Origin of the sequence: Micromonospora sp. NPDC005172 (assembly GCF_040608555.1) — a bacterium.
Classification (GTDB): Bacteria; Actinomycetota; Actinomycetes; order Mycobacteriales; family Micromonosporaceae; genus Micromonospora.
Genome location: NZ_JBEXIL010000059.1, coordinates 1 through 16,933 on the forward strand (window position 1 = coordinate 1; position 16,933 = coordinate 16,933).

Annotated in this window: 15 protein-coding genes; 4 read left to right on the top strand and 11 right to left on the bottom strand. The window is 69.2% G+C overall.

All coding sequences use genetic code 11. The features are described from left to right. Nucleotides 1-95: 95 nt before the first annotated feature. Nucleotides 96-5,609, bottom strand: coding sequence for an OTU domain-containing protein (locus ABZV06_RS27930; RefSeq protein WP_355625189.1), 5,514 nt, complete (start codon nt 5,607-5,609; stop codon nt 96-98). An 84-nt stretch (nt 5,610-5,693) separates the two neighbouring features. On the opposite strand from ABZV06_RS27930, the gene ABZV06_RS27935 reads away from it, so the two are divergent. Next, on the top strand, nt 5,694-5,939 hold the full coding sequence (locus ABZV06_RS27935) for a hypothetical protein (protein ID WP_355625191.1): 246 nt from the start codon (nt 5,694-5,696) through the stop codon (nt 5,937-5,939). Between the two features lie 12 nt (nt 5,940-5,951). On the opposite strand, the gene ABZV06_RS27940 is transcribed toward ABZV06_RS27935, so the two are convergent. The 5 genes from ABZV06_RS27940 to ABZV06_RS27960 form a co-directional block, all read right to left on the bottom strand. Further along, on the bottom strand, nt 5,952-7,181 hold the full coding sequence (locus ABZV06_RS27940) for a glycosyltransferase (protein ID WP_355625193.1): 1,230 nt from the start codon (nt 7,179-7,181) through the stop codon (nt 5,952-5,954). Then, nucleotides 7,178-9,346, bottom strand: coding sequence for a glycosyltransferase family 39 protein (locus ABZV06_RS27945; protein WP_355625195.1), 2,169 nt, complete (start codon nt 9,344-9,346; stop codon nt 7,178-7,180). The genes ABZV06_RS27940 and ABZV06_RS27945 overlap by 4 nt, the downstream gene beginning before the upstream one ends. A gap of 44 nt (nt 9,347-9,390) precedes the next feature. Then, complete coding sequence (locus ABZV06_RS27950) at nt 9,391-10,920, bottom strand: HAMP domain-containing sensor histidine kinase (RefSeq protein WP_355233230.1); 1,530 nt, start codon at nt 10,918-10,920, stop codon at nt 9,391-9,393. After that, the gene (locus tag ABZV06_RS27955) at nt 10,898-11,644 is read right to left on the bottom strand and encodes a response regulator transcription factor (RefSeq protein WP_355233678.1); all 747 of its coding nucleotides are present in this window, start codon (nt 11,642-11,644) and stop codon (nt 10,898-10,900) included. Before ABZV06_RS27955 ends, ABZV06_RS27950 begins: the two co-directional genes overlap by 23 nt. A 101-nt stretch (nt 11,645-11,745) precedes the next feature. After that, nucleotides 11,746-11,976, bottom strand: a complete 231-nt coding sequence (locus tag ABZV06_RS27960) for a hypothetical protein (RefSeq protein ID WP_355233229.1) — start codon at nt 11,974-11,976, stop codon at nt 11,746-11,748. A gap of 189 nt (nt 11,977-12,165) precedes the next feature. Between ABZV06_RS27960 and ABZV06_RS27965 the strand changes: the two genes are divergently transcribed. The 3 genes from ABZV06_RS27965 (at nt 12,166) to ABZV06_RS27975 (ending at nt 14,708) form a co-directional block, all read left to right on the top strand. Next, on the top strand, nt 12,166-13,095 hold the full coding sequence (locus ABZV06_RS27965; protein ID WP_355625197.1) for a serine/threonine-protein kinase: 930 nt from the start codon (nt 12,166-12,168) through the stop codon (nt 13,093-13,095). A gap of 59 nt (nt 13,096-13,154) precedes the next feature. Further along, entirely contained in the window at nt 13,155-13,580 is a 426-nt protein-coding gene (locus ABZV06_RS27970) for an OsmC family protein (RefSeq protein ID WP_355233227.1), read from the top strand. Between the two features lie 279 nt (nt 13,581-13,859). Next, nucleotides 13,860-14,708 carry a hypothetical protein gene (locus ABZV06_RS27975; RefSeq protein ID WP_355233226.1) on the top strand — a complete coding sequence of 283 codons (849 nt, stop codon included), beginning with the start codon at nt 13,860-13,862 and terminating at the stop codon, nt 14,706-14,708. Nucleotides 14,709-14,715: 7 nt separating this feature from the next. Here ABZV06_RS27975 and ABZV06_RS27980 read toward each other — a convergent pair whose 3' ends face one another. From ABZV06_RS27980 to ABZV06_RS28000, 5 genes are all read right to left on the bottom strand, one after another. Next, nucleotides 14,716-15,249, bottom strand: coding sequence for an ATPase (locus ABZV06_RS27980; protein WP_355233225.1), 534 nt, complete (start codon nt 15,247-15,249; stop codon nt 14,716-14,718). A 110-nt stretch (nt 15,250-15,359) separates the two neighbouring features. Continuing rightward, the gene (locus tag ABZV06_RS27985) at nt 15,360-15,803 is read right to left on the bottom strand and encodes a response regulator (protein ID WP_355233224.1); all 444 of its coding nucleotides are present in this window, start codon (nt 15,801-15,803) and stop codon (nt 15,360-15,362) included. A 70-nt stretch (nt 15,804-15,873) separates the two neighbouring features. Further along, the gene (locus ABZV06_RS27990; RefSeq protein WP_355233223.1) at nt 15,874-16,221 is read right to left on the bottom strand and encodes an STAS domain-containing protein; all 348 of its coding nucleotides are present in this window, start codon (nt 16,219-16,221) and stop codon (nt 15,874-15,876) included. A gap of 110 nt (nt 16,222-16,331) precedes the next feature. Next, nucleotides 16,332-16,481, bottom strand: coding sequence for a hypothetical protein (locus tag ABZV06_RS27995; protein WP_355625198.1), 150 nt, complete (start codon nt 16,479-16,481; stop codon nt 16,332-16,334). A gap of 82 nt (nt 16,482-16,563) precedes the next feature. Then, nucleotides 16,564-16,878: a hypothetical protein gene (locus ABZV06_RS28000; protein ID WP_355233219.1), complete on the bottom strand. Its 315-nt coding sequence runs from the start codon at nt 16,876-16,878 to the stop codon at nt 16,564-16,566. Between the last annotated feature and the right edge of the window lie 55 nt (nt 16,879-16,933).

Here is a 16,933-nt window from a genome sequence, read left to right on the forward strand (position 1 = left end):
TTAACAGGACTCTCGACAAGCCCTATTTTCCCTGATCAGAAGGCACTTCTTCGTTTCTGCCCAGTCCTTGGACAACCCTTAACGAAGGGCCGAGGCTAATCGAGTGTAGGCCCACAGTCGAAGACGGCTTCGGCGAGAATCGTCATGTGTCCTTCATGGCGGGGCATCACCTTTGCGAGATCACGGATGGCCTCAATCCACTGTCCTCGTTGTTGAACCGTAAGCGTGTGGCGGTTGTGGACGATGAAGTCGGCCGCGTTGTCGAACTGGTTGGCCTTGATATCGCCGATGAGGGTGAGGATTGATGCCGAGATGTCAGTGGCACCAGCGGTTTTTACCATCGACGCGAGAGCGGTGGTGCTCAGGCCGCCATCGAGCGGAGCGTCCAGTTGGCCGGCCTTTTCAAGTCGCGCTACTGAACTAAGTATTTGTCGAGGTCGACTCGGCTGGGGACTACTAACATAGTCGAAGACGATGTCGGCGTGACCGAGGGCACCGAATTCAAGGACCGGCGCGAAGATGCCGAGCGCCGGGCCCGAGCCATCCAGCAGAGAGTGGCCCGGGACCCGACCGAGCATTTGTTCGACCTGGGCCTGCCCGGCCTTCATCTCCGCACTGCCCCACCTCCGCTCGACAGCGTGGAATGCCGAGCGGGCTCGGTCGTAATCCGGTGCCCAGATGAGGTCACCGAGGACGGCGCTGATCCGGGAGACCGCAGCGGTCGGCTCGGCGAGGGCAGCTGCGGTGTCCAGGACACCACGGTCGATGCGTTGCCACGGACCGTTCCTCGTCGACTTCTGCTGGTGGGGGGACTTCGCTTCCCACCAGAGCTCGATCGACAGCCCCTTGTGGGCGATGGGAACGCGCGAAACTGGCATCGCCGGTTGGATCACGACTGCGCCGTACCGCTCCGTCACGACGTCGACATCTTTGGCGACTACGCCGCGACTGACCACGGTGGGCAGTTGGCCACGTTGCGCGTACTGCTCCAGCAGCAGGTTCAGCGCGACGACATCGTCCGGCGTAGGACTTTCGGAGGCACGTGGGGTTCCTATCAGGATCACTGGATGCTGGGCGTCGGCCGCCGCAAGGAGTTCGGCGACCATCGGTTGCGGGGGGGCCGCCCCGGGGCTGGCGATGACGTGCAGATGGGGGTGCTCGATGATCGACCCGGGGAGCCGCCACGGCCACGTCGTTGCCACAGCCTCCGGGGCGTCCTGACGCACGTCCGCTCCTCGGTTGGTCAAGGCCGCGTCGAGCAGACGCCGGGTGTGGGACGGATCGGGTAGGCCCAGGGCGATCAGGCTGCTCGCTGCTGGCGCGTCCGCTCCGACGAGCTGCTGGCCGTGGGTGTCGGTCAGGGCCACCCCAGGACCGGTGCGGGCCAGAGTCAATCGCGGCGCGTGTTGGAGCACCATCGGGGTGCGTAGCCCGGAGATACGCGCGGTTCCCGGCGCGTCGATGTACTCCACGAAGCCGCCCGAGACCAGACGGAATCGGTTGTCGTCGCCCAGGATCGTAGCGGACACCACGACCTCGGTAAGGTCGTGAGGCGACAGCTGTACCACCCCATCAGGCGCGAGCAATCGTTTGTTGGCGTCGGGCAGCAGCGCGAACAGTTGGGCGGCAAAAGTGTCGGAAAGCGTACTTGCCGATCCAATCGTTGCCAGGTCACATATCACCGCGACGATGTCCCGACCGACGGAACGGCTGTCGTGCACAATCAGGTCACGGATCTGCATCATGCTGATCGACTTACCGTCGACGACCGGGCCGAGCGCCGAGCCGTGCACAAAGATCAGGTATTCGTCGGCACCAGCCCGAAAGGCCCGTGCCGCCTCCGCCATGGCCTCCTGATCTGGGCCGAGAATATACAACCCTGGATAGCTGTCTGGGAGATACCGCACGGCCAATTCCGGCAACTCAACTAGTGGACCGGTCGGTGGATCAATCTCGCCCCAGCGGGTAAGGCCGGGAGATGATCCGCTGGCGGGTTTTCGGTAGATCTCTGGACCGCGTTTTCGTGCAGAAGAGTTGGCCGGGGGCGGCGCGGCTGGCGTCGGGGTAGCCGGACCGCGCAGCGCTGCTGAAATGGACGAGTCCCGCAAATCGGCGCGGGACAGCCCACCAGCACCGTCGCGCGGACGACTGGTCAACGAGATCTCCGGCGCCGCCTGTTGGTTCAGCATCAGCAGCGGCTCAATTGCAGGAGGCGGCAGGGGTGAAGTCAAAGAATCTGGCTGGCCCCGATCTGGAACAGGCCGGCGCCGCTCGGGAAGCCGGAGCCTGTTGCCCGTCGGTCGGTCGCCGCCTCGGCTCTGATTTTCATCGGGTGGCACCCATACGTCGTAATGGTTTCCTCCTGCATGCCACAGTGAGATCGGTTCGTTCACCTTCCATTCACCTAGGGGTGCAATGAGGCGACCCTCAGGACTGCCGTCGTGAATCTGAATCCGCACTCCCAGAGTGTAGGCGATGACATCCGCGAACACTTGCCCGAATTCGCCGTCCCAGGAGTCGCTCCAAGAACGAACAGCAGTTGCCAGATCTTTCACGTCTCGCCATGATACGCGATAGGCTTCTGCCCCTCCCGCCACATTTTGCGCACGCGCCGAACCGCGGAGAATATTGGCGAGAGCGGCCCTGTTCTCCGATAGTAAGGCAAAGGACTCGAAGCGCGCAGCCAAGCGCCGGGGCCAGTCGGTAACAAGAGGCTCATGGCTAGGCCTCTCGGAAAACAGGATCGCGGCGTTCGCGTTCGGTCGAGCGGAAAGTTGCCCAAGGCGCGGAGAAATCGCGAGCGTTTCGCTAGAATACAATTCCGAGGCGACGACGTGGGGTGCAGCGAACAAAAACGCCGCAGGCAACGACATGCCGTCCGGCGATAACCGACGAACATTCGAGGGCGTGGGTAAGCGGCGCTGAGTCGCTGCCGGTACGTGGAGAAAGATCCCCGGACGCTGAAGCCTCGTTGACCCAGACACGAATGATAGGTTTTTAATCAACTTATTGTCGAAGTCCGAACGAGAGCCACTCAGCACGTCGCAATACACCCGCCGCAGCTCGTCGATAAGCAGCTTTCGGACCTGCCCCTGACTGTTCGTAGCGCCGATGGTGCCCGTAATGGTCACCACCGTGCGCAATTCATCTCGCAAGAGGTCAGGGATGATCCGAAAGGCTGCTCGCTGCAGCGACTTCGAGGTCTCGATGCGCTTAATTGCCACGTCGAAGGATCTTGTTTCGTCTGGCCAAAGTGGGCTATTGAAGAGCTCTTCGCTGTTCGTGCTCGTCGCGTTGTAGTCGGCTGGTGCGAGGGGGTTTCGGCGGGGGCGCACCGGCACAATCACCTGCGGGGCAGTGTTCCAATCCGCGACTGCATTGGACGACCCGGTCCGTTCGAATCGCTCTCCGATCAGCAGAATCGACAGGAGAGCGTTTTTGCTGTAACTCTCACTGAAGGACACGAAATCCGGCCAAGTGGCGCGGTTGTTAAGTAGCAGGGCGATTACGGCTCGGTAAACAAGCAGCTTTTCGGCCAGATTCCACTTACTGAGTTCACCCGAAATTGCGTCGACCATCAGGGTCTTGCGGCGCTCTGAATAAGAACAGTACAGCACCCAGGCTACAATAGCCTCCAAGGCCGGCCGATCCGCAACTGAGCGAACTGACAGAGACTTCCCGGATCCCATAGGCGGGACATTGGCCGACGCGGGGTGTAGAGCACTTGCTTTTTGCGCGAGGTCTGCGATCGTCATAGCCTGCCAAGAGCGGGGAGTTTCCTGACTCTGAACAGTCCAGATGCCTCCATCCGCGATATTCAACCCGCGCATGCGCGCGTCCTCGTCGTCTGGGATCGACAATTCGGTGGTTGGCGCGTGCACAGCCACTTCATACCCCTTGCTACGCAGCTCGGAATACAGCTCCTCCGCGAAGGTCAGACCATTACTACAGGATTCAAGAAACAGCACCCGGACGCCCCTACGGTAGGCGTCCTGAAAATTGGAATCGCGCAGCATGATTTTTGCCATCATCCCGCCACTGATTCGGACAGTCCTGCTCTGCGACCCGCCTTTCCGAAAGTCAACGTAAGCGCGCTCGCCGTCCCCATGAGCACTGATCACATATATTTCACTCTCACCCCAAGGACTTGGCAGTCCGTACAATCTCGATCCGTGCTCCACCCGGAATCGATTCACGTCGTGCAGCGGTAGACCTGACCGCAGGGCACTCTGGACCGTGACGGAATTTCTCCAGAATTGGTCGTCGTAAACGTCGTCAGTTACGTATACCGCACCATCCAGAACTTGGCCGTCTTTACGGGTGATGCGAAAACACTTCAGCTGCGAAACGTCAAATTCCTCCACAATATCTTTATGGCGGTGCAAAGCCGTAACTTTAAATCCCTCACGATACCGGAACGGCGACAGGCCCATGCGGAGCCCGGAATTCGTCTCGTCATGTGACGCACCGACCCCGTCGAAACGCCGGCCGCCCCGGTGCAGGTCGTTCATCACATCCCAACCTTCACCGCCGATCTCGTCCTGCGGTAGAAAAAGTTGCCAACTCTCGCCCTGCCAGGTGGAGATCCCGCCGCTGATGACAGAGCCGATCCGGGCGTCACCCTGGGGCGCGAGCACGTCGAGGTTGGTCAGATCAGCCAACCGCGCGGCGAGACCGCCGCTGATCGAGCCCGCCCCACAGGAAACAAGTACCCAGGACAGGGCGTCGGGCGCCAGTCTTGTTATCGCGGTGGCCAGGTCCGTCACCGGAAGATCGGCTACGCCGTCGGTGCCGTCGGCGTGCCGTACCGGGACGCGGACATTGTCAGCCTCGGCCGCGTGCACCGCGACCATAGTTCCTCTGCCGGGAGGACTTAGCTCTTGTCCGGCGATCTCCGCCCATTCCTCGTCGGTGACCAAAAGGAGTACCCGGCGGCCCGCGGTGACGACTTCCCGCACGACGAGTTGCACGGAGTCGAGGTCCACCAAGTGTTGACGCACCGTCGGAGCGGAAGACGACGCGCTGCCCCCCAGCAGCGCTGCGAGATATGTCGCCCTGGCACTCGGCGTCGGCCACATCTGCTCTTCACGAAGAACGCCGACCTGTCGACGAAACAGTTCTGCGGCGGGAGTATCTCGTAGGTCGAGTGCCGCGACCTTCGCACTCCTATGTCGGTGGTAGGCGCGGTTCAGCAAATGTTGAGTAGGTGCCACCAGCGCGGCCCCCACTTCCCCTGCCACCTCAAACGGCGCGATGCGAGGGCCGACCATGTCCTGCGGCTGCAGCGTGCGCACGAGCGTCGGTAGGCCAAGCTCGTCGGCTCGAACCAGTGCCTCACCAACATCGCAGGCACGATCCTGCGGCACGTGCACCATGCTCGCGAGCACGTCCAACGGCTCATCGCGGAGAATGTCGGCGACGACCGTCAGGTCGGCCACGGTTTCATCGACATAGACCAGATGGAAGCCCGCTATCGGTGGAGCGTCCAACGCGAGGTCTGATGTCCCTCCGAAGAACTGGATCGATTGGCCCGATCGCACCCACGTGCGAGTTGATTCGACACAGTGAGGTTGTGGAGCCATGTCCATCTCACGATCCCCTTCGCGCATGAGGTGCAGCCTGAGCCAGAGGAGACAGGCCCGGCCGGCGTAACACAAGGTAACCTTGTCCACACTGTGTCCACAGTAGATTGTTTGGGCCTGAGCAAGGCTGCTGATGGCGAGCGTTCCAAGGAGTGGATGCAGCTTTCTATGGCGAGGTCGGATGCGCTCCTTGCAAGGACACCCACAGCGGGGGTTCCGGGCTGGCCGTACTCGACGCGGCGCAGCGCCGACCGGCTGCTCCGGATGAGCGTGACCGACCTGAACGCCGACGAGGACCCCGACGGGCGGCACACGCGACGCGTCGTCGAGGTCCTCGCGCAGATGCTGAACGGCTGAACCGCCGCAGTCTCAGCCCCGCCGGTGGTGCATGCCGAGGCGCAGCAGCACGAAGCGCAGCACGGTCGCGGCCAGGTTCGCGGCCACCAGGACCGCCAGCTCCACCGGCCGGGCGGGCACCGCAACAACGGCGTGCAGCACCGCCAACGCCCCGCTGGTCAGCGCCAGGCCAAGCGCGAACGCCAGCAGCCCCTGGGCGTGGTGCCGACCGGCGTGCCGGCTACCGGTGATGCCGAACGTCAGCCGCCGGTTCGCGGCCGTGTTCGCCACCGCGGTCACCAGCAGGGCCACCAGGTTCGCCGGCTGCGCGCCGAGCGCGCCCCGCGTGGCCACGAAGAGCAGCAGGTACGCCAGGGTGCTGGCCACCCCGACGGCGGCGAACCGGACCAACTGCCGGGGCAGCCCGACCGGCACCCGGGTCGGCGGCGCGGCCAGCGGCGCGCGACCGACCTGCGCGCGCAGCTCGGCCAGCGGCAGCGCGCCGGTCACCAACGCCCGACCGAGCCGACCCATCCCGCGCAGGTCGGCCAGGGCGGTGGCGACGATGTCGACGCGGCTGTCCGGGTCGTCGACCCAGTCCACCGGCACCTCGTGGATGCGCAGCCCGGCCCGTTGGGCGAGCACCAGCAGCTCGGTGTCGAAGAACCACCCGGTGTCCCGCACGAGAGGCAGCAGCTCACTGGCGACGTCCGCACGGATCGCCTTGAACCCGCACTGCGCGTCGGAGAACCGCGCGAACAGCGCGCCCCGCAGCAGCAGGTTGTAGGCCCGGGACACGACCTCCCGTTTGGCGCCACGCACCACCCGGGACGTACGCGCCAGCCGGGTGCCGATCGCCAGGTCGGAGTGACCGGAGATGAGCGGTGCGACAAGGGGGAACAGCGCCGCCAGGTCGGTCGACAGGTCCACGTCCATGTACGCCAGCACCGGCGCGGACGAGGCCGACCACGCGGCGGACAGCGCTCTCCCCCGACCCTTGGCGTCCAGGTGCAGCACCTCGACGCCCGGCAGTTCAGCGCGGAGCCCGTCGGCGACCGTCAGGGTGTCGTCGACGCTGGCGTTGTCGGCGATGGTGATCCGGAACGGATACGGGAAGTGCTCGCTCAGGTGGGCGTGCAGTCGCCGGACACACGGCCCGAGGTCGACCTCCTCGTTGTGGACGGGAATCACCACGTCCAGCACCGTTCCGGCGGCGTCAGACGGCACCTGGACGGCGGCCCGCGGTCCGCCCAGCGTGGTCATGACGCCCCCGCCGTGGCGCTGAGGTCGTAGAGGGTGACCCCGTCGATGGTCTGCGCCGTGAAGGTCTGCGCGACCCAGGCGGCGATCTCCTGCGCGGCCGAGCTGCCCCCGTTGGCCCGGAAGCCACCTCCACCGATGAAATAGTGGATCTTTCCGTCGGCGACGTGACGCTGGAACTGGGCGAGGGTCGGTGACGGGTCACTGCCGTTGAAGCCACCGATCGGCATCACCGGGTCGCCGGTGGCCAACTGGTAGCCGGAGGCGTTGTTGGAACCGATGGTGGCCGCCACCCACGTGTAGTCCTCGCTGTCGCGCTCCAGCAGCTCACGCAGCGCGGCGCTGGGCTCACGGGAGTCGAGCAGACCGCCCATGCCGCCGCCGGCCTCCCGACCACCTCCGGTGCCAGGCCGCTGACCGCCACCCGGGAAGCCCGGAGGTTGGCCGCCGTTGCGGCCACCGCCCGGGAAGGCCGGGAACTGGCCGCCCGGAGCCTGACCGCCGTTGCGGCCACCGCCCGGGGTGCCCGGGGCCTGGCCGCCGTTGCGGCCGTCGCCGGGGAACTGCCCACCTCCGGGGAACTGGCCGCCGCCGGGCGGTCGCCCGCCGGGGAAGCCGCCACGGCCGAAACCGCCCACCACCGCCGGGCCGGCGCTCGGAATCGAGCCGGTGTGCGGGGTCGCGGCGGTCTGCGCCGCGTACGCCGCCGGCCCCGCGAGGGCCGCCGCCGCGCCGACACCGAGCACCACGGGCACCAACCACCGGGGCAGTCGGGCGGCGAGCAGAAGCAGGGCCGCGACGAGCAGACCGGCGACCAGCACGAGGGTACGCAACCACGGGTACCAGTCGGGGCTGCGCCCGAGCAGCACCCACGCCCACCAGACGCTGACCGCGAGGGTGGCGGCGAGCGTCACCGTGGCGGCCAGCGGACGCCACCCCTGCCGGCCGCGCTGCCGCCAGAGCAGGGTGACGCCGATGCCGGCCAGCGCGCCGACGGCCGGTGCGAGCGCCACGGTGTAGTAGGCGTGGAAGATCCCGGACATGAAGCTGAAGATCAGACCGGTGACCAGCAGCCAACCGCCCCACAGCAGCAGACCGGCCCGGGTGCGGTCGGTACGCGCGGCCCGCCCGGCCACCAGCAGGCCCGCGACCAGCAGGATCAGCGCGGCCGGCAGCAGCCAGGAGATCTGACCACCGACCTCGCCGTCGAACATCCGCAGCAGGCCCGTCTGCCCGGAGAACGGGCCACCGCCACCGCCCATCCGTCCGGCACCACCGCCGACGCTGCCCACCTCGTCGCCGGTGATCCGACCGAGGCCGTTGTAGCCGAGGGTCAGCTCCAGGATGCTGTTGCCCTGCGACCCGCCGACGTACGGGCGGGCGCTGGCCGGGACGAGTTCGACGATGGCCACCCACCATCCGGCGGCCACCACCACCGCGAGGCCGGCCAGCAGCAGTTGTCGAACCCGCCGCCACAGTCCGGTCGGGGCGGCCAGCAGGTAGACGCCGGCGAACACCGGCACCAGCAGGAACGCCTGGAGCATCTTGGTCAGGAACCCCAGGCCGACCAACGCACCCACCAGCACGATCCACCGGGTCTCGGCCGTCTCCAACGCGCGCACGGTGGCGTACGCGCCGGCGACCAGCAGCAGCACGAGCAGCGCGTCGGGATTGTCGAAGCGGAACATGAGCGTCGCCACCGGGGTGAGGGCGAGGACCGCGCCGGCGATCAGGCCCGCAACCGGCCCGTACCACCGCCGCACGCTCGCGTACAGCACGCCGACCGAGGCGACCCCGCAGAGCGCCTGCGGAACGAGTATCGCCCAGGCGTTCAGCCCGAAGACGCGTACCGACAGGGCCATCAGCCACAGCGAGGCGGGCGTCTTGTCCACGGTGATCGAGTTGGCCGCGTCCGACGAGCCGTAGAAGAACGCCTTCCAGCTCGCCGAGCCGGCCTGCGCGGCCGCCGCGTAGAACGAGTTGGCCCATCCGGAGGCGCCCAGACCCCACAGGTAGAGCAGGGCAGTGCCCAGAAGCAGGACCAGCAGGGCGGGCCGGGTCCAGGCCGCCGAACCGCCCGGCGGCGGGTGTTCCTCGGGACGCGTGCTCGGGTGCGGCGGCTCGACCGGTTCGGCAGGCGTCGTCGACAGGGAGTCTGTTCGGTCCATGCGGCCAGCCTCGGCGGCCGGGCTGGCGGCACCCCGTGGGCCACCTATGCGTCAGCTGTGGGATTCGGCAGGCGGACGGCGAACACCGTTCGACCCGGGTGACTGTCGACGGCGACCGTGCCGTGGTGCGCCTCCACCACCGCCGCCACGATCGCCAGGCCGAGCCCGGTGCTGCCGTGTGCCCGGGACCGGGAGCTGTCGCCCCGCGCGAACCGCTCGAACATCTCCGGCCGCAGTTCCGCAGGCACGCCCGGTCCGTCGTCGGCGACGGTGAGCACGGCGGTGTCCGCCTCGACGGCGAGCGTGGTGGTGACCGTCGTGCCCGGCGGGGTGTGCACGCGGGCGTTGGCCAGCAGATTCGCCACCACCTGGTGCAGGCGGGCGGCGTCGCCGGGCACCCGGATGACCACCTGCGGCAGGTCGAGCCGCCAGCGATGGTCCGGGCCGGCCACGTGCGCGTCGCTGACCGCGTCCACCACGAGGGCGGACAGGTCGACCGGGTCGACGGCGAGCGGCCGGCCGGTGTCGAGCCGGGCCAGCAGCAGCAGGTCGTCGACGAGGCTCGTCATCCGGGTGCTCTCGGACTCGACGCGGCGCAGCGCGTGCGCCACGTCGGCGGGGACCTCGTCGCGCCCGCGCCGGGCCACCTCGGCGTACCCACGGATGGCCGCCAGCGGGGTACGCAGCTCGTGGCTGGCGTCGGCGACGAACTGACGTACCCGGGTCTCGCTGGCCTGCCGCGCGACCAGCGCGTCGGCGACGTGGCCCAGCATGCGGTTCAGCGCCGCCCCGACCTGGCCGACCTCGGTACGGGGGTCGGTGTCGGCGGCCGGCACCCGGACGGCGAGCGCGACCTCGCCCCGGTCCAGCGGCAGCTCGGTGACCCTCGTCGCGGTGGCGGCCACCCGGTGCAGCGGTCGCAGCGTGGCGCGCACGATCAGGGCGCCCGCGCCGCCGGCGAGGAGCAGCCCGACGCCGGCGACCCCGGCCTGCGCGGCGACCAGCGCCCACACGGTGTCCTGTACGCCGCTGAGCGGAATCGCCACGGCCACCACGATCCCGTTGGGCAGTTGCCGCGCCGCCGCCCGGACGTCGCCGTCGCCGAGGGTGACCGTACGCGGCCGACCGTCGGTGGGCAGCGCGGTCAGCAGTGCGGCGTCGGCGGCGGGCACCTCGGCGAGGCTGCCGCTGTCGGTGCTCCTCGTCGCCATGGTGACGCCGTCGGTGCGGCGTACGGCGATCGAGCCCGGCGGAAAGCCGCGCGGGGGCTCCGGCGACGGCGGTGCGGCTGTGCCCGGGCGTGGCGCGGGCCGGCCGGGGTCGCCGCCCGGGCGGAACCACGGCGGTACGTCACGCGGCCGGTCCCCCATCGTCAGCTGGGCGTCGACCTGGCCGATCAGGAAGTGCCGCAGGGCGACCGTGGTGAGCCCGCCGATCGCGACGCTGACCAGGGCGAGCAGAACGACGAGGGCGAGCACCAGCCGGGTCCGCAGGGACCAGCCGGCGAGCCAGCGTCGGACGGCGCGCGTCGGCCGCCCGCGCCGAGGTGCGTCAGTCGGCGGGTTTGAGGACATAGCCCGCGCCGCGCAGCGTGTGGATCATCGACGGCCGGCCTGCGTCGATCTTCTTGCGCAGGTACGAGATGTACAGCTCCACCACGTTGGCCTGGCCGCCGAAGTCGTAGTTCCACACCCGGTCGAGGATCTGCGCCTTGCTGAGCACCCGGCGCGGGTTCCGCATCAGATAGCGCAGCAGCTCGAACTCGGTCGCGGTCAGCGTGATGAGCTGGCCGGCGCGGCGGACCTCGTGACTGTCCTCGTCGAGGCTGAGGTCGCCGACGGTCAGCACCGCCTCCTCCTGGGCGGCGACCGCGAAGCCCGAGCGGCGCAGCAGCGCGCGGAGCCGGGCGATCACCTCCTCCAGGCTGAACGGCTTGGTCACGTAGTCGTCGCCGCCCACGGTCAGCCCGGCGATGCGCTCCTCGACCGCGTCGCGGGCCGTCAGGAAGAGCACCGGCACGGTGGGGGCGTGTTCGCGCAGACGACGCAGCACCTGGAAGCCGTCCAGGTCGGGCAGCATCACGTCGAGCACGACGGCGTCCGGCTGGAACTGCCGCGCGGCGCTCAGCGCCGCCATACCGTTGCCGGCGCTACGCACCTGCCAACCCTCGTAGCGCAACGCCATCGACAGCAGGTCGGTCAGCGTCGCCTCGTCGTCGACCACCAGCACCCGGACCGGTTCGCCGTCCGGACGGCGCAACTCGATCCGGCCCGGCACGGTCTGCCCCTGGATGACCATGCCGCCCATGGTGGACACCTCGGCTGTGTCGCGCCTCTGTTCCGCCTGTGTGCCAGCTGTGCGGCCGGGACGCCGGGCCACCGCTCAGGCTCCGACAGTGGTCACTCGGAGACCCCGTACGCGTCGGTCCGCACGAACCGCATGCTCCACCCGCCGTGACCGTCGGGCTGGTCGCGCTCGTAGAGGTGGTCGGGGCCCGGCTGCGTCGGGCCGGTGCCGCCCGGGTGCCGCATGATCCACCGCCGCGGAGGGACGCCGTCCGACTCGGCCGGCACCTCGCGGACCAGGCCGTCCGCGGGACCGCCGACGAAGCGTACGGTGACCTCGTCCATCGCACTCCCTTGCGTGAGGGTGCCGACACACTCGGTGCGTGTGGCCCTGGCTCGCAAGCTACCGCACCCGACGGCGGCCCAGCCCGAGGTACGGCGGGATCGGCGGCCGTCGCGGTTTGCCCAGCTCGGCCCCCGGGTACCGCGATCGAAGGCACCCGCCGTCGGCGGGACGAGGACGAGGAGTTGTCGATGCGTACGCTGGACGGGCGGTACCAGCTCGAACAGCGTATCGGCGTTGGCGGGACGTCCGAGGTGTGGCGGGCCCACGACCGCGTGCTGGACCGGCCGGTCGCGGTCAAGCTGATCGCGCCCGGCCCGGCGGGCAACCACGACACGGTGGACCGCATCCGCACGGAGGCCCGTTCGGCGGCCCGGTTGGTGCACCCGAACGTTGCCAGCGTGCACGACTTCGGCACCTCGTCGACGCTGCCCGGCCGCCCGGTTCCCTATATCGTCATGGAGTTGGCCGAGGGCGAGACACTCGCCGCGCACCTGCGGTCGGGGCCGCTGGACTGGCGCATCTCGGTACGGGTGTGCGCCGAGGTCGCCGCCGCACTGTCCGCCGCCCACGCGAGTGGTCTCGTGCACCGCGACGTGAAACCGGCAAACGTCATCCTCACCCCGGCGGGGGTGAAGGTCCTCGACTTCGGCATCGCCACCCCGGCCGACACACCGGACCCGATGCCCGACGGCATCCTGCTCGGCACTCCGGCGTACCTGGCACCCGAGCAGTTCGACGGCGCTCTCGCCACTCCGGCCGCCGACATGTACGCGCTCGGCGTGCTCCTCTACTACTGCCTCACCGGCCTGCTGCCGTACCGGGCGGACACCTCGGCCGAGATGCTGAGGGCACGTCGTTCCCGGCCGCCCGAGCCACTACCGGAGATCGACGGGCTCCCGACGGAGGTGTCCGAGTTGTGCCGCTCCTGCCTGGCCGACGATCCGGCGGAGCGTCCGACCAGCCTGGTCGCGGCGCTGCTGCTGGCCGAGGTTGTCGACGCCCGGGTGTACGTGCCGATGGCGATCCCCACGCAGCGGCCACCGTCGACGACGTCGCCGTGGACCGAACGGGCCGCGGCGCAGGCCACCGAGGCGCTGTCGGTCGTCGACGGGAGCTGAACCCGGCGTTTCACCCGCCCCCGGCCGGGTAGCCGGCGGTGAGCGACGGGAGGAACGCGATGCCGAGTCCGAGTTCCTGGCTGCACGAGGCCACCGCCACCGCCGAGGGTGGCCACGTCCGAACCGATGACGGCGGGCTCTCCACGCCGCTCGCGTCGCCGCTGGCGGCGCACTGCACCGGCCTGAGACCGGAGCAGCTGCTGGCGGCGGCCTTCGCGTCCTGCCTGCACCACGCGGCGGTGGAGGCGGCCGGGGAGATCACCGACGAGGCGCACACCGTCCAGGTACGCGCCGAGGCGAAGTTGGGCCGCGACGACGACGGCCGTTACCGGGCCGACGTGCACGCCTCGATCTCCTCCGCCGGTCTGAGCCGGTCGCAGTTGGCCGACCTGGTCGAGTACGCCGACCGGCTCTGGCCCTTCTCCAGCGGTGACAACACGCGGCACCGGCTGACCGTCACCCCGGCGGAGAACGGTCGACACTGAGGGGCAGTCAGCCGTCGGACGCGCCGACCTCACGCGTTCGGTGGAGCCTGTGATCCATCGAACGGGGGACGATCAGAGGGTGGCGGGGATCGACCCGCCACTGGTGCACGGTGACCGAGTTGACCTGCCGAATCGGGAATACCCGTCTCGCCTGATCGGCGAGGTTATGCCGGCATAGCCGTCTTTCGACCGATGCTATGACCAGGATTCGGGCAAATTGTGGCGCATGCCACTCTACGGACCGATGGCAGCGGACGGTCGACTATCTAGCCTCGGCGGGTGCATCCCGACGACCCCTCCGCCCAGAAGCTGACCGACGCGCCCTCGACCACCCGCACGGGGGACGCCGCATCAACCGAACGGACGATCGGCCGTCACCGGGTCCCCGATTCGCCGCGCCGCGCACTGCTCGGGTCCACCCCGGTGCGGATCGCCCTGGCCACCGGCGTCACGTGCTGCCTCGGCCTGGGCGCGTTCGCCGCCACCCGCGACACGCCGGAGGCCCCGCAGCCGGTACGGCCGATCGCCGACGCGCTGGCCGACCGTGCCGCCATCGCCGACGAGCGCGCCTCCCGGTCGCTGGACCGCGACGCCGCCCCGGCCCGGGTCATCCCCACCCCGACCGCCTCGCCGACCCCGGCGCCCACCGTGACCCGCAAGGCGCCCCGCAAGCCGGCCAAGCCACGCCGGCCGCGCCCGGTCGCCGGACTCGACCAGGCGCAGATGGACAACGCCAAAATCATCGTGGACGTCGGCCGGGAGCTGAAGATGCCGCGCCGCGCCCTGGTGGTGGCGCTCGCGACCGCCATCCAGGAGAGCAACCTCTACAACCTGGCCAGCGACGTGCTGCCGGAGTCGAGCGAGTACCCGCACCAGGGCAGCGGCTCCGACCACGACTCGGTCGGACTGTTCCAGCAGCGACCCAGCAGCGGGTGGGGAACGGTCGCCGAGCTGATGCGCCCGTCGTACGCCGCCCGGGCCTTCTACACCGCCCTGGCCGAGATCCCCGGCTGGGAGGACATGAGCGTCACCGCCGCGGCCCAGGCCGTCCAGGTCTCCGCCTACCCCGACGCGTACGCCCCGCACGAGGAGCGCGCCACCACCGTGACGGCGGCGCTCCTGGCCTGACGCCCCCTCAGCGGGTCGTGTGGCCGGTGGGCGGCTGCGCGCCGCTGTCCCGGCCACCGGTAGCCACCCGGGTCGCGGGTACGCCCGTACCGGCCGCCGCCGTGGGCGTGTCGGCCGGCACCGGTTCGACGGTCACGCCGGTGAGGATCTCGTCCACCAGCCCCTCCCGGCGGCGGCGCGCGTGCAGCGTCTCCTCGAAGTCGCGCCGGGCCTGCACGGCGTCCGTGTACGCCTGCTCGCGGACCCGACGGGCCTCCTCGCGGGCCTCGTCCAGCACGCGGCGGGCCTGCGCCAGGATCTCGGCTGCCTCCTGACGCCCCACGTCGCCGGCCGGCCGGGTGGCGGCGGCGTCGCCCAGATCCAGCCGCCGCAGCAGGCCACTGAGCCAGGTCGCCTCCTGGCGGATCTCGTCCCACTCGCGGGTCGTCCCGGCGGCGCCCTCCGCCCGTGCCGCGAGCCGGGACAACCGGATCGCCAGCTCGTCCAGGCAGGAATCCACCTGCCGCTGGTCGTAGCCGGTCTTCACGACGGAGAACCTCATACTGTCGCCCCCCAGGCAGCCGCTGTTACTTCCCCACCTGGATCCTCGGGCGCGACGACGCCCACCGAAGCGGTTCGGGAAAATTGTTCAGCATGCGCGGGACGGGCGGATCAGGCGCGTTTGGGCAGCACGACCACGCGGCCGAAGAACTCATCGATGCGGCGTACCACGTCGTTGAAGTCGTCCAGGTCGATCGGCTTGGTGACGTACGCGTTGGCCTGCAACGTGTAGCTGCCGACGATGTCGGTGTCCGCGTTGGAAGTGGTCAGCACGACGATCGGGATGGTCCGCAGATCCTCGTCCTGCTTGACCGCCCCGAGCACCTGACGCCCGTCCATGCGCGGCATGTTGAGGTCGAGCAGGATCATGTCCGGTCGACGGGCTTCGGAGTGGCGACCCTCGGCCCGGAGGAACTCCATCGCCTCCTCGCCGTCACTGACCACGTCGATGATCTTCTCGACGTCGGAGTCGGCCAACGCTTCCTCGATCATCAGCACGTCGCCGGGATCGTCGTCGACCACCAGGATGCGTACCGGCTGCGGGCTGTCGCCCATCACTACCTGCCTCGGGTCGGCGGAGAATGGGGACCGGACGGTCACCACGCTGGCGGGGAAATCTAGCCCATCAGGGGGCGGTCTGGGACGCCGGGTCGGCCGTGTCCGCGACGTATCGGAGCACGTCGGCCAGGCCGGTGATCCGCAACACGCGCTCGACCCGCCCACTGGCGCCGGTGATCCTCAGCCAGCCCCCGTCGGCGGCGGCCTGGTTGTCGCCCCGAACGAAAACGGCCATCCCGGTGGAGTCGCAGAAGGTCAGATCGGTGAGGTCGAGCAGCACCCGGCGCTCGCCGGCGGCATTGAGCCGCTCGATGGCGGCAGCCAACTCACCGGCCGTGCTCAGGTCCAGCTCGCCGGCGAGCCGCAGGCAGGCGGCACCGCCGTCGCGCTCGGCGTCGCTGACACTGAACGTCACCGTCTCCCCCTCGCTCGCTCCACCGATGGGGTGGGACGTTTGCAGTGCGGCAAGTATACGCAGGGGGGTGCGACAGGCCGCAGCCTGTGGCGATCGTCTGACGGCGCTGGTCAGACGGCGGAACGGGACGCGGCGGCCAGCCCGGCACGGCCCAGGGCCAACGCGTGCGCCGCACGCGGGAAGTCCCGCAGCGCGGCGGTGACATGCTCCAGGGTCTCCTCGACGGCGCTCGTCGGCGACGACGACGACCTGCGCGCCACCGGCTGACGGCCGCACGCCGCCGCCCCCGGGCAGGGGGTGGCCCCCGACCCTGGGACCTGGGGTCGGGGGCCGGAGAAATGCCTAGGGCGCGGTCATCGGCTGGAGCCGGGGCGCGCCGTCGCGCAGCTCGATCGTCGACGGGGGTTCGATGTCGTCGGGTTCCCCCGAGTCGGGCGTCTGGTACAGGTAGCGGACAAACTCCCCACCCGCCTCGTTGTCGTCGGCACCCGGCCACTGGCCGATGCAGTCCATCCCGACCACTTCGCGGCCGGTTCCGTCGGCCTCCTCCAGCAACGCCCACAGGCTCACCGGATAGCACCGGGTCGCGTCGGGCGTGAGTTGCCAGCGGGCGTACCAGCCGGGTCGAGCGGGAACGATCTCGACGATCCGTTTCATGACGACCTTCCTTCCGCGTACCTCGGAAGAACTGCGGTCCTGCCCCGATCCTGCG

Bases quoted from the DNA above. Each gene is read 5' to 3' on its own strand.
- ABZV06_RS27930 (WP_355625189.1), bottom strand. From the start codon at position 5,609: ATGCGCGAAGGGGATCGTGAGATGGACATGGCTCCACAACCTCACTGT.
- ABZV06_RS27940 (WP_355625193.1), bottom strand. From the start codon at position 7,181: ATGACCACGCTGGGCGGACCGCGGGCCGCCGTCCAGGTGCCGTCTGAC.
- ABZV06_RS27945 (WP_355625195.1), bottom strand. From the start codon at position 9,346: ATGGACCGAACAGACTCCCTGTCGACGACGCCTGCCGAACCGGTCGAG.
- ABZV06_RS27950 (WP_355233230.1), bottom strand. From the start codon at position 10,920: ATGTCCTCAAACCCGCCGACTGACGCACCTCGGCGCGGGCGGCCGACG.
- ABZV06_RS27955 (WP_355233678.1), bottom strand. From the start codon at position 11,644: ATGGTCATCCAGGGGCAGACCGTGCCGGGCCGGATCGAGTTGCGCCGT.
- ABZV06_RS27960 (WP_355233229.1), bottom strand. From the start codon at position 11,976: ATGGACGAGGTCACCGTACGCTTCGTCGGCGGTCCCGCGGACGGCCTG.
- ABZV06_RS27965 (WP_355625197.1), top strand. From the start codon at position 12,166: ATGCGTACGCTGGACGGGCGGTACCAGCTCGAACAGCGTATCGGCGTT.
- ABZV06_RS27970 (WP_355233227.1), top strand. From the start codon at position 13,155: ATGCCGAGTCCGAGTTCCTGGCTGCACGAGGCCACCGCCACCGCCGAG.
- ABZV06_RS27980 (WP_355233225.1), bottom strand. From the start codon at position 15,249: ATGAGGTTCTCCGTCGTGAAGACCGGCTACGACCAGCGGCAGGTGGAT.
- ABZV06_RS27985 (WP_355233224.1), bottom strand. From the start codon at position 15,803: ATGGGCGACAGCCCGCAGCCGGTACGCATCCTGGTGGTCGACGACGAT.
- ABZV06_RS28000 (WP_355233219.1), bottom strand. From the start codon at position 16,878: ATGAAACGGATCGTCGAGATCGTTCCCGCTCGACCCGGCTGGTACGCC.